We start from the raw sequence: 11,714 nt of genomic DNA on the forward strand, positions 1-11,714 counted from the left end.
GACATCATGCGCGACAACGGAGTCGTGAACGTCGGCCCCGAGCCCCTGACTTTCCGCGACGTCATCCAGGTGGCCCGCCACGGCGCCCCGGTGCGCCTCACCGACGACGCGGTCGCCGCCATGGCCGCCGCCCGCCAGCGGGTCGACGAGCTGGCCGAGAGCCCGACCCCCGCGTACGGCATCTCGACGGGGTTCGGGGCGCTGGCCACGCGGCACATCGACCCGGCGCTGCGCGCCCAGCTCCAGCGCTCCCTGGTGCGCTCGCACGCGGCCGGCAGCGGGCCCGAGGTCGAGACCGAGGTCGTGCGCGCGCTCATGCTGCTGCGCCTGCACACGCTGGCCACCGGCCACACCGGCATCAGGCCGGTCACGGCGAAGACCCTGGCCGCGCTCATCAGCGCGGGCATCACGCCGGTCGTGCACGAATACGGCAGCCTCGGCTGCTCCGGTGACCTGGCGCCGCTGGCGCACGTCGCGCTCACGCTGATGGGCGAGGGCGTCGTACGCGACGCGTCCGGCGCGCTGCTGCCGGCCGCCGAGGCGCTCAAGCAGGCGAGGATCGACCCCGTCGAGCTGGCCGCCAAGGAGGGCCTCGCGCTCATCAACGGCACCGACGGCATGCTGGGCATGCTGATCCTGGCCATCGACGACCTCACCAGGCTGGTCAGGACCGCCGACGTGAGCGCCGCGATGAGCGTGGAGGCGCTGCTGGGCACGGACCGGGTGTTCGCGCCCGAGCTGCAGGCGCTGCGGCCGCACCCGGGCCAGGCCCTGTCCGCCGCCAACATGACGAGAATTCTGCACGACTCCGGAATCATGGCGAGCCATCGCGACCCGGAGGCCTGCACCCGCGTCCAGGACGCCTACTCCCTGCGCTGCGCACCCCAGGTCGCCGGCGCCGCCCGCGACACCATCGCGCACGCCGCCACCGTGGCGGGGCGCGAGCTGGCCGGCGCCGTCGACAACCCCGCCGTGCTGGCCGACGGCCGCGTCGAGTCCAATGGCAACTTCCACGGCGCCCCGATCGCGTACGTGCTGGACTTCCTGGCCGTCGTGGCCGCCGACCTGGCCTCCATGTCCGAACGGCGTACCGACCGGTTCCTCGACGTGGCCCGCAACCACGGGCTGCCCGCGTTCCTGGCCCACGATCCCGGCGTCGACTCCGGTCACATGATCGCCCAGTACACCCAGGCCGCCATCGTCTCCGAGCTCAAGCGGCTGGCCGTGCCGGCCAGCGTCGACTCCATCCCCAGCTCGGCCATGCAGGAGGACCACGTCTCCATGGGCTGGTCGGCCGCGCGCAAGCTGCGCAGGTCCGTGGACGGGCTGACCCGCGTGCTGGCCGTCGAGGTGCTCACCGCCGCCCGCGCGCTCGACCTGCGCGCCCCGCTGGAGCCCGCGCCCGCGACGGCGGCCGTGCTCGGCGCGCTGCGCGAGACCGTCCCCGCCCCCGGGCCCGACCGGTTCCTCGCGCCGGAGATCGATTCCGCCGTGCGCCTGGTCGCCGACGGGGGCGTGGTGGCCGCCGCCGAGTCGGTGACCGGCCCCCTAGCGTGACGGCAGGGCGACGACCAGGTCCACCTCCAGCAGCAGTCCCGGCATGAACAACTTCGACACCTCGACGGTCGTGCTGGCCGGGGGCGTGCCGGTGATGTACTTCCTGCGCACCTGCCCGTACGCGACGCGGTCGTCCATGTCCGTCAGGTACGTCCTGATGAACACGACGTCGTCGAACGTCGCGCCCTGATCGGCGAGGATGCGGGCCACGACCTGGAACACGTGCTCGGCCTGGGCCGTCATGGAGCCCTCGCCGACGATGTTCCCCCGCTCGTCGAACGCGGCCTGGCCGGAGACGTAGAGCGTGTCGCCGGCGCGGACGGCGTGCGAGTACATGCCGTTCGTGGCCGGGACGGTCGCCAGGTTGAGCGGCACCGCCCGCCGCGCGCCGGATCCGGCCGCGGGGCCCGCGACGTGCTCCACGATGGCGGTCACGTCCCGCTCGCCGAGCCCGGCCGCCCGTGCCTCCTGCAGCCGCCTCCTGGCGGACGCGCTCACCGAGGCCCCGTCCCACGCGGCCAGCTCCAGGTCCTTGGCGGCGTGGGCCAGGGAGTAACGGGTCTCCCCGGAAGGAACGCGCAGCCGCTCGGCCGCCACGCCCAGCGGGGTGTCCGCCAGCACGTCGACGAGCGTGTCGCGGTCCACGCCGTGCGCCGCGCCGTACGCGAACGTCTCGGCCAGCAGCACCTGGACGGGCACGAGCGCGCTCATGACGGCGATCTTCATGGCCGCGCCCGCCCCCAGCGGACCGAGCTCCCTGACCCGCCCGAACACCGACAGCACCTCGCGGCACCCTGACACGTCGCCGCCGGCCAGCACCGTGAGGGTCCCGGACGCGGCGGGCCCCACGCTGCCCAGCACGGGCGCGTCCACCAGCCCCACCTCCGCCGGCAGCAGCGCGCGCAGCTCGCGCACCGCCTCCGGGCCGATCGTCGACATCTCCACCACGGTCGTGCCGGGCCGCAGCCCCGGCAGCGCCGCCGTCACCACCTCACGCACCGCGGCCGGGTCGCTCAGCATCGTGATGACCAGGCCGGCGCCGTCCACCGCCGCGGCGGCCGTGACACCGTTCCCGCGCCGCCACGTCCGTACCTCGTGCCCGGCCTCCACGAGCCGCCGGGCCATCGGCGCTCCCATGCGCCCCTGTCCGAGAAAGGCAATCATGCCCTCAGTGAACCGGGAGGCGCGGCATTCCACCACCGACTAGATTGCATATCAGCCATGCTTGACACGAATGCCTTTGACGCCGCCACGCTGCGGCTCTTCGACGAGGTCGCGAGGAGCGGCTCGTTCACCGCCGCCGCCGAGCTGTTCGGCTACACCCAGTCCGCGGTCTCCCGCCGCGTCGCCGCGCTCGAACGCGCCGCCGGAGGGCCGCTCTTCGAGCGCCTCGCCAGGGGTGTACGCCTGACGCCCGCCGGCGAGGCGCTGCACCGCCACGCCGTCGCCGTGCTCGACCGGCTCCAGCGGGCGGGCGAGGAACTGACCGCCATCCACGCAGGGCGAGGCGGCATCCTGCGGGTAGGCGCGTTCGCCACCGCCAACGTCGGCCTCGTGCCCGGCACGCTCAGACGGTTCGCCGACCGGCACCCGGGCGTCGACCTGCGGCTGACGGAAGGGCTCAGCGCGCGGCTCGTCGACGGGCTGCACGCCGGGACGCTGGACGTGGCCGTGATCAGCGACTACCCCTCCGGGCTGCCCGCCGGCGTCGCCAGGACGGTGCCGCTGCTGGACGACCGGCTGCTCGTCGCGCTGCCCGGAGACCACCGGCTGGCCGCCGAGCATGACGTCGACCTGCGCGACCTGGCCGGGGAGTGCTGGATCGAGGCGGCCCCGCGCGGGCAGCCCACCCTCCTCCTGACGGCGTGCGCGGCGGCCGGGTTCACGCCGCGCACCGGGCTGCGGGTGGCCGAGTGGTCGGGCAAGTTCGGTTTCGTCGCCGCCGGGCTGGGCGTGACGCTGGTGCCCGAGCTGGCGGCCGGGGCCGTGCCGCGCGACCTGGTTCTGCGGCCGCTGCGGGGCATGGCGCCCGCGCGCAGGGTGTACGCGGCCCTGCCCGGCACCCCGCTGCCCAGCGCGCTGGAGCTCGCCGGGATGCTGGGACAATGGCAGATGTGCACGACGGATACGCCTGCTTAGGCGGCGTGCTCGCGACGGAGTTGCGCGACGTGACCACCGACCTCGCCGCCCTCGACGGCCAGGGCTGGTGGGCCGTGGTCGTCGACTACGAGGGCAAGGTGACGTGCGCCCGGTTCGACCGGGTGCGCGAAGCGCCCCTGCCCGCGCCGGCCCGCCCCTGGCGCGGGCCCCGCCCCGGCGAGTGGCGCAGCTCGCTCGACCGCGCCGCCTACGAGAGCGGCGTGCGGGCGATCCGCGCCTATATCGAGCAGGGCGAGGTCTACCAGGCCAACCTCTGCCGGATCCTGTCGGCGCCCGCCCCGCCCGGTGCCGACCCGCTCGCGCTGGCCGCCCGCCTGGCGTCCGGCAACCCCGCGCCGCACTCCGCGGTGATCCAGGTGCCCGGGCTGAGCGTGGTGTCGGCCTCGCCCGAGCTCTACCTGTCGCGCGACGGCGACGTCGTGGAGTCCCGGCCCATCAAGGGCACCGGCGTCACCGCGGCCGACCTGCTGGAGAAGGACTACGCCGAGAACGTCATGATCGTCGACCTCGTCCGCAACGACCTCGGCAGGGTCGCCGACGTCGGATCCGTCGAGGTGCCCGCGCTGTGCGCGGTCGAGGAGCACCCCGGCCTCGTCCACCTCGTCTCCACCGTCAGGGCCAGGCTGGCCCCGGGGGCGGGGTGGCCCGAGCTGTTCGCCGCGACGTTCCCGCCGGGGTCCGTCACGGGCGCGCCGAAGTCGTCGGCGGTCCGCATCATCAATGAGCTCGAACCAGCTCCCCGGGGCCCGTACTGTGGGGCCGTGGGCTGGGTCGACGCCGACCGGCGCACGGCGGCGCTGGCCGTGGGCATCAGGACGTTCTGGCTCGCGGGCGGCGAGATCCGGTTCGGCACGGGCGCGGGCATCACCTGGGGCAGCGACCCCGGGCGCGAATGGTTCGAGACCGAGCTCAAGGCAGCCAGGCTCATCGCACTGGCATCCACAGGAGGAGACTGAAGTGAACATCCCTGTCTGGGTCAACGGGGAGCTGATCGACCCCGCTCAGGCCACCGTGTCGGTGTTCGACCACGGGCTGATGGTGGGCGACGGCGTCTTCGAGACCATCAAGATCGTCAAGGGCGAGTCGTTCGCGCTCACCCGGCACCTCGACCGGCTCACGCTCTCAGCCCAGCGCATGGACCTGCCCGAGCCCGACGTCGAGGCCATCGCCGACGGCATCGGCAAGCTCCTGGCCGCCGCGCCCGCCTGGCCGCTCGGCCGCATCCGCGTCACCTACACCAGCGGCCCCGGCCCGCTCGGCTCCGACCGCGGCGACCAGGGCACCACGTCCGTCGTCATCGTCGGCGAGCAGAAGCCGTTCCCGGCCGCCGCCGACGTCACCGTCGTCCCGTGGCCGCGCAACGAGCGCGGCGCCCTGGCCGGCGTCAAGAGCACGTCCTACGGCGACAACGCCAAGGCCCTGCTGTACGCCAAGCAGCGCGGCGGCGGCGAGGCCGTCTTCGGCAACCTCGCGGGCAACCTCTGCGAGGGCACCGGCTCCAACGTCTTCGTCGTGCGCGACGGCCGCCTGCTCACCCCCACCCTGGAGTCCGGCTGCCTGGCGGGCGTCACCAGGGCGCTGGTGCTCGAATGGTGCGGAGCGGAAGAGGCCGACATCCCGCTGGCGGCCCTCTACGACGCCGAGGAGGCCTTCCTCACCTCCACCACCCGCGACGTGCAGCCGATCAGGCGGGTCGACGACACAGAACTGCCCGTCGCGCCCGGTCCGATCACCACCAAGGCCATGCGGATCTTCGCCGAACGCTCTGCCGCCGACCTCGACCCATGAGCTAGGGTCATGCCTCACAACTGATCGTGTGAGGCATATGTGGCAGTCGATCCGCTCCGCCCGGGAGACCCCGAGGCGGTGGGAGAGTTCCGCATCGTGGGCCGTCTCGGCCAGGGCGGGCAGGGCATCGTCTACCTGGGCGAGTCGCCCGGCTCCGGCCAGGCGGCCGTCAAGGTGATGACCGGCGGGATCGACCGGGCCTTCGCCCGCGAGCTCGCCGCCGCGCGGATGGTCGACGAGTTCTGCACCGCGCGCGTGCTCGTGGCCGACCTCGACCACGACCCTCCCTACGTCGCCGCCGAGTACATCGACGGCCCCGCCCTCGCGACGGCCGGGCCGGTGCGTGGCGCCGCGCTGACCCGGCTGGCCATCGGCACCGTCACCGCCCTGGCCGCCATCCACCGGGCCGGCGTGGTGCACAGGGACTTCAAACCCGGCAACGTGCTGCTGGGGCCCGACGGGCCACGGGTGATCGACTTCGGCATCGCCCGGCTGGTGGACGCCACCGCGACGGCGGGCTCCTCCTCGGGGACGCCCCCGTACATGTCGCCCGAGCAGTTGTCCGGTGACACCGTCGGGCCCGCGGCCGACCTGTTCGCGTGGGGCTCGACCATGGCGTTCGCGGCGACGGGTGAGCCGCCGTTCGGGCGCGACACGTTCGCGGCGGTGGCGTACCGGATCCTGCACGGCGAGCCCGCCCTCGGCGGCCTGCCCGAGCCGCTGCGCGGGATCGTGGCGCGCTGCCTGGCCAAGGACCCTTCCGCCAGGCCCAGCGCCCGTACGGTCCTGCTGGAACTCCTCGGTGAGCCCTCGGACCCGCCCGGCGCGAGCGCCGCACCCGCACCCGCACCGGAGAGCCAGGCCCCGGACGACCGGGCTGGCGGGGCGGATGCCGCCGGTGACCAGGCCCGTGAGGCGGGGCCTGCCGGTGGCGGCGAGGCTGGGGCCGGCGCAGGGGAGCGGGAGCTGCGGGAGCTCAGCAGGGGAGCGCGGGCGGCTGCGGGCGGAGGGCGAGGCCGGGTGTCGCGGCGGGCGCTGCTGCTCGGGGCGGGCGCGGTCGCGGGCGCGGTGGCCGTGTCGGGAGGCGTGCTGTGGTGGCGCTCAGCCCAGAGCCCGGCATCCGGCGGGCGGGTCGCCGGGCCCGACACCGCGGGGAGCCCGGAGGTGAGCGGCTCTGTGACCTCCACCGCACCCGCCGGCTCGGCGACCCCGGCCGCACAGGACCGCTCGCCGAGCGCCACCGCGACAGCCGAGCGCACGATCGTCCCGCCGCGGCCGGAAGGGCAGGACATCGTGATCGCGATGCAGAGCGCGATCACGGTGAAGCCGATGGCGGACCTGACCTTCGACGGCGCCCTGACGCAGAGCGAGTTCGCCGCGAAGGCGCACGGCCGGATCCGGTTCCACCCCGAGGTGAGCTTCAGCCCGCAGAACTGCGCCTACGCCATGACCGTCACCCCCGCCGGTGAGCCCGAGATGGACGTGACCATGGTGCTGTCCGAGGGCTCCGCCGAGCTGTTCGTCGACGGGAAACCTCAAGGGGAGCGCGAGCCGCGCGGCCAGGACTACCTCGACATGGTCGTCACCATGTCGGGCATCGGCGTCATCCTCGACCTGGTGGGGCGCACGGAGCGGGTGGACGCGGCCGGCCCGCGCTACTCCGGCAGCCTGCCCGCGGAGAAGGCGCCCGGCGCGATCCAGGAGCAGCTCGCGGGCATGGCCGGCTGGAAGACGAGCGAGCTCGAAGGCACCAGGATCAACTGGCAGCTGGAACTGGACCGGCAGAACCGCCCCCGGATCTTCGTGCTCTCCTGGGTGACCGAGGTGCGCGGCACCGAGCTCGCCTCCACCTACTCCACGACGTTCGGGGACTGGCGGCAGGGGGAGATCGCCGCGCCCGGTTAGGGATCCGGACGCGCCATGGGATCGCCTCAGGCGCGTCCTGCGGCGATGATGAGGGACATGGAGACAGCCCCGGTGCCGCCGATCTCCACCATGGGTGCCATCGTCACGGTGGAGCGCGTGCTCGCCCGAACCCCCGCCCTGGCCGTCCTGCTGCCGATGATCCAGGCCTTCGACACCGGCTGCCTGCTGAACATCGACGTCGTGGCCCGCAACGCCGCGGCGCCGCGCGGCCTGGCGCTGCAGCTCGACTCCGCGTTCTCCGGCGAGGAGAGCACGTCGCTGCACATCACGCTGCGCTATCCGGACGGCGTCGAAGTCGCCTCCGACGCCGACCACCACTGCGCGCCGCCGAGCCTTTCCTGGTTTCCCGGCGGCGTGCGCGGCGACGCGACGTTCACCCTCTACCAGACGCCCCTGTGGCTGCACCCACTGCCGCCGCCGGAGGACTTCGTCCTCACCATGGAGTGGCCGTGGGCCGGCATCGGCCTCGAGACCGTGCGGCTCGACGGCGCCGCCATCGCGGGAGCGGCGGCGCGGTCGAAGCACTGCTGGCCGTCCTGGGGGACGACCGAGCTTCAGTAGGACTTCTGCGTCTGTACGTTGAAGTCGTCCATCTTGACCTGCTTGGCCGGGTCGGTGAGCGGATGGTCGATCCGCAGCACGTCGAGGCCCTGGCGCATGTCGCTGGAGTAGATGTAGCCGTTGTAGTAGTACGCGGACCAGGAGCCCACGGTGCCGCCGGTCTCGTCGGGCCCGCGCTCGAAGAAGCCGATCTCCTTCGGGTTGGCGGAGTCGGTGAAGTCCCAGATCGACACCCCGCCCTGGTACCACGACTGGACCATGACGTCCTTGCCCGGCACCGGGATCAGGGAGCCGTTGTGGGCGACGCAGTTCTCGTCCGGCTGCTGCTCCCGCGGGATCTTGAAGTAGCTGCGCCGCTCCAACTGGCCGTTGACCAAGTCGTAGACGGCGTCCGCGCCCTTGGTGGGAGGGGTGTTCCTGTCGCAGGTGGCCATGGCGCCGCCGCCGAGCTCGTCACCGAACACGATCTTGGTGCCGTCGTTGTTGAACGTCGCCGAGTGCCAGATCTGGAAGTTCTCAGGATCGTTGAGCCGCTGGACGACCTTCGGCTCGACCGGGTTGGTGATGTCGAGGATGACACCGTCGCCGAAGCAGGCGGCCGCGGCCACGTTCTTCTCCGGGTAGGCGGTGATGTCGTGGCACCCGGAGCCGCCCTCGCTGTTGGAGCGCTCCGGGAAGAGGTCCGGCTTCGCCGCGATCTTCGCCGACTGCGGGTCCTGCACCGGGATCTCCACGATCTGGATGAGCTCGTGGGGCGGCTGGCAGGTCTCCGACTCGGGCTCCGGGCCCGGCGAGGAGACGTACACGTACACGGTCTCCCCGGCGGGGACCATCGTGTGCGTGTGGGAGCCGCAGTCGGTCTGGACCGCGCTGACGTATCTGGGGCTCTTCTTGTCGCTGATGTCGAAGATGCGCAGACCTTCCCAGCTGCGGCGGTCATCGCGAGAGCCGCACTCCGGGCCGCTGCGCGGCTCGTCGATCGACAGGATGAGCAGGTCGCCGTAGACGGTGACGTCGTTCTGCTGCGCCGGGCAGGACACCTGGCTGACGATCTGCGGCTTCGTCGGGTCGCTGATGTCGTAGATCGTGAACCCGCCGAAGTTGCCCAGGTACGCGTAGTCGCCCTGGAAGGCGAGGTCCGTGTTGAGGTCCTCCGAACCGTCTAACGGGGCGGTCCTCGGAACGTTGACGACGTGTTCCACGTTGTCGCTCTTCATCACGCCGTTCGCGGCGGTCTTTGCCGGAGCGCTGGTCTCCTGCGACGACCCGGCGGGCGTTTCGGGCATGCCCCCCAGCGGGACTCCGGCGCACGCGGAGGCCAGCAGCAGGACCGTACACAGCAACGCTCCGCGCAGCTTGGCAGAGATCAACGCGCATTCCCCTTCATGTCGTGGCTCAGTATGGAAGCTATGTCAGCAGGTTCGACGCCGCGCACGGTCTTCATCACGGTTCTGACCATATTGGGCCTCAGCGCCTGCTCGCAGCCGCCTTCCCAACCCTCTGCCGTGGGCACGGAGGCGCCGGTCATCGTGCCGGGCAGCCCAGGAGGCCAGGGACGCACGGCGACACCGGGCGAGCGGCTCGGGCAGACGCCGGCCCCGACCGTGGCCTCCGACGTACGTTTCGCCGAGGCCATGATCCCGCATCATCGCCAGGCTCTGGAAATGACGGCGCTGGTGGACGACCGCACGACCACGCCCGCCATCCGCTCGATCGCCCGCGCGATCGACGCCGCCCAGCTACCGGAGATCAAGGGCATGACCGGCTGGCTCGCCGAGCTGGGCCGCCCCGCGCCACCGGGACACGACCACGGGGAGGCCGAGGGCTACGGGATGGCGACCGAGCAGCAGCTGAACGCGCTGGGCGCGGCCAAGGGGACCGCCTTCGACCGGTTGTTCCTCCAGCTGATGATCAGACATCACCAGGGGGCGGTGAAGATGGCGGGAGAGCAGCTCGCGACCGGCCGGGACCGGCGCATGCGGCTGCTCGCCAAGGATGTGTACTCGGGTCAGAGCATCGAGATCACCCGCATGAAGCGGGTGCTGGAATCGCTGCCGGCCTAGCTCCGGGTCGGGGGGCGCTCCGGGCCAGGGGATGCCGGGGGCGGTGTGGTCGCTCCCGGTCGCGAGGGCGCTTCGGTCACCAGGGCGCTTCCGGTCACCAGGGCGCTTCCGGTCACGAGGGCCAGAGCATGTTGGTCAGCTCGCTGTCGAGATCCATGAAGTCGGTCTCGCGGCCCGCGGGCACCTTCTCGTACGTGCGGTGGAGGAACTCCGTGAGCGGGGCCAGCGGCACTTCGAAGAGCGCCTGCCCGAACGGTGACGTGAGACTGATGTGCAGCGTGCGCTCGCCGTCGGCACGGGCGGGCCACACCTGCACGTCGCCGTCGCCGACACGTCGCACGATGCCCACGGTCAGCAGTTCGCGAGCAAAGATCCACTCGACCGGCTCGTCGTTCCCTACGTGGAAGGCCATGCGGATGGCGTATGGGTCGTCAGCGGTGTAACTCAACCCGGCGAGCAGGGGGACGGTTGTACGGTCGGGGACCACAAGCCGAAGGCCAAGCTCGGCGGAGACGGTGGTGCTGTTCATCGTCAGCCAAACCTTTTCGTCGTAGGTCCCCTCTACGGGGCTTTCACTGCTCTGACGGACTTCGTCCTGAGCATGACGCAGGGAACGAAGAAACCCGTAGGAAAGATTCCGCTCCTAGGGCCTTCTGTAACGCACATCACAGCTGGACATTTAGGCATCTACCTGGCCAAACGGCATCAATCGGGTCGTATTTGCAAGGGTTTTGCGTGCGGTGGACCGCGTTCCGGAGGCGTCGGTCATGAACGTTTCTTGCGAAATGATCGCGACCGGCGTCTTCCGGAACACGACTGATGGTATGCCACCGACCCGCCATGCCGATGGGCAACCGCCGCGTTTCACCCGAATCCCTACTGCTGCGCGGATCCGGCGCCCGCCGACCCCCTCCCGCCGCCCGGCCCACCCTCTTCTGATCACATCGCTTCGCCAGCAGGCGCCAGAGTGCGGTAGGGTTTTCCCCGTCGGCACCAAGCGGAGTCGGCAGGGCGGGCGATTAGCTCAGCGGGAGAGCGCTTCGTTCACACCGAAGAGGTCACTGGTTCGATCCCAGTATCGCCCACCAGCTCAGAGGCCGGTTCCACGTCAGGAACCGGCCTTTTGGATCTTCTGAGTGACAAAGTGAGTGACTTACGGCTCCTCGGGGCCGTGGTCCGGAGCGGGGAAGATGCGATCCATGATCGCGGCCCCCTTCCTGCATCACCGGACGGATCTGCTGACGGTAGACCTTCTCCGTCACCGCCGACCCTCCCGCGTGACCGATCAGGCGAGCGATGTGCTCGATGGGCACGCCAACAGCGGAGAGCAGCGAGACGAAACTGTGCCGCAGTTCGCGAGGAGTCCACTCATGAGGAACGAGTCCCGCTCTCTCGACCACACGCCGGACCTCCCGCCGGACGTTGGCAGCACTGAGTTTGGATCCCGTCCGAGTGGCGAACACGAGATCGTGTCATGCCACCGGTCGCCGGCCTTCTCTCGGGCGCCACGTTGATGGTCCCAGAAAGCCAGTAGCGCGGTGACGCAGCGCTGAGGCAGCTTCAGGGTTCGGCGTGACCGGGCGGTCTTGGTGTCCCCGCCGGCCCGAACGGACCTCCACACATGGATTCCGAACTCGTCGTGATCCCATCCGGCATCCT

11 protein-coding genes and 1 tRNA gene are annotated in these 11,714 nt (G+C 71.6%); 8 read left to right on the plus strand and 4 right to left on the minus strand.

Features of this window, described 5'->3' with window-relative positions; genetic code table 11:
- Positions 1–6 precede the first annotated feature (6 nt).
- Positions 7–1,557 carry a histidine ammonia-lyase gene (gene hutH / locus ABGA98_RS26770; RefSeq protein ID WP_347621156.1) on the plus strand — a complete coding sequence of 517 codons (1,551 nt, stop codon included), beginning with the start codon at positions 7–9 and terminating at the stop codon, positions 1,555–1,557.
- Here hutH and ABGA98_RS26775 read toward each other — a convergent pair.
- On the minus strand, positions 1,549–2,721 hold the full coding sequence (locus tag ABGA98_RS26775; RefSeq protein ID WP_347621157.1) for a Rid family hydrolase: 1,173 nt from the start codon (positions 2,719–2,721) through the stop codon (positions 1,549–1,551). The two genes, hutH and ABGA98_RS26775, sit on opposite strands and share 9 nt — an antisense overlap.
- A 57-nt stretch (positions 2,722–2,778) precedes the next feature.
- On the opposite strand from ABGA98_RS26775, the gene ABGA98_RS26780 reads away from it, so the two are divergent.
- The 5 genes from ABGA98_RS26780 to ABGA98_RS26800 are packed head-to-tail and all read left to right on the plus strand — an operon-like array spanning position 2,779 to position 7,992.
- A complete protein-coding gene (locus tag ABGA98_RS26780; RefSeq protein WP_347621158.1) occupies positions 2,779–3,696 on the plus strand; it encodes a LysR family transcriptional regulator in 918 nt (305 codons plus the stop codon).
- Positions 3,663–4,673 carry a chorismate-binding protein gene (locus ABGA98_RS26785; protein ID WP_347621159.1) on the plus strand — a complete coding sequence of 337 codons (1,011 nt, stop codon included), beginning with the start codon at positions 3,663–3,665 and terminating at the stop codon, positions 4,671–4,673. The genes ABGA98_RS26780 and ABGA98_RS26785 overlap by 34 nt, the downstream gene beginning before the upstream one ends.
- Before the next feature lies 1 nt (position 4,674).
- Positions 4,675–5,505 carry an aminotransferase class IV gene (locus ABGA98_RS26790; protein WP_347621160.1) on the plus strand — a complete coding sequence of 277 codons (831 nt, stop codon included), beginning with the start codon at positions 4,675–4,677 and terminating at the stop codon, positions 5,503–5,505.
- A 39-nt stretch (positions 5,506–5,544) separates the two neighbouring features.
- Entirely contained in the window at positions 5,545–7,410 is a 1,866-nt protein-coding gene (locus tag ABGA98_RS26795) for a serine/threonine-protein kinase (RefSeq protein WP_347621161.1), read from the plus strand.
- A 57-nt stretch (positions 7,411–7,467) separates the two neighbouring features.
- Positions 7,468–7,992: a hypothetical protein gene (locus ABGA98_RS26800; protein WP_347621162.1), complete on the plus strand. Its 525-nt coding sequence runs from the start codon at positions 7,468–7,470 to the stop codon at positions 7,990–7,992.
- Here the strand turns inward: ABGA98_RS26800 and ABGA98_RS26805 are convergent.
- Complete coding sequence (locus ABGA98_RS26805) at positions 7,986–9,362, minus strand: hypothetical protein (RefSeq protein WP_347621163.1); 1,377 nt, start codon at positions 9,360–9,362, stop codon at positions 7,986–7,988. The genes ABGA98_RS26800 and ABGA98_RS26805 overlap by 7 nt on opposite strands.
- 135 nt (positions 9,363–9,497) lie before the next feature.
- On the opposite strand from ABGA98_RS26805, the gene ABGA98_RS26810 reads away from it, so the two are divergent.
- Complete coding sequence (locus ABGA98_RS26810; RefSeq protein ID WP_347621164.1) at positions 9,498–10,055, plus strand: DUF305 domain-containing protein; 558 nt, start codon at positions 9,498–9,500, stop codon at positions 10,053–10,055.
- Between the two features lie 112 nt (positions 10,056–10,167).
- Here the strand turns inward: ABGA98_RS26810 and ABGA98_RS26815 are convergent, their stop codons facing one another.
- The gene (locus tag ABGA98_RS26815) at positions 10,168–10,584 is read right to left on the minus strand and encodes an SsgA family sporulation/cell division regulator (protein ID WP_132341648.1); all 417 of its coding nucleotides are present in this window, start codon (positions 10,582–10,584) and stop codon (positions 10,168–10,170) included.
- A 484-nt stretch (positions 10,585–11,068) separates the two neighbouring features.
- Between ABGA98_RS26815 and ABGA98_RS26820 the strand changes: the two genes are divergently transcribed.
- A tRNA-Val gene (locus ABGA98_RS26820) sits at positions 11,069–11,143 on the plus strand.
- Here ABGA98_RS26820 and ABGA98_RS26825 read toward each other — a convergent pair.
- A complete protein-coding gene (locus ABGA98_RS26825; RefSeq protein WP_347621165.1) occupies positions 11,114–11,518 on the minus strand; it encodes a tyrosine-type recombinase/integrase in 405 nt (134 codons plus the stop codon). The genes ABGA98_RS26820 and ABGA98_RS26825 overlap by 30 nt on opposite strands.
- Between the last annotated feature and the right edge of the window lie 196 nt (positions 11,519–11,714).

The organism is Nonomuraea sp. B1E8, from assembly GCF_039871515.1.
Classification (GTDB): domain Bacteria; phylum Actinomycetota; class Actinomycetes; order Streptosporangiales; family Streptosporangiaceae; genus Nonomuraea.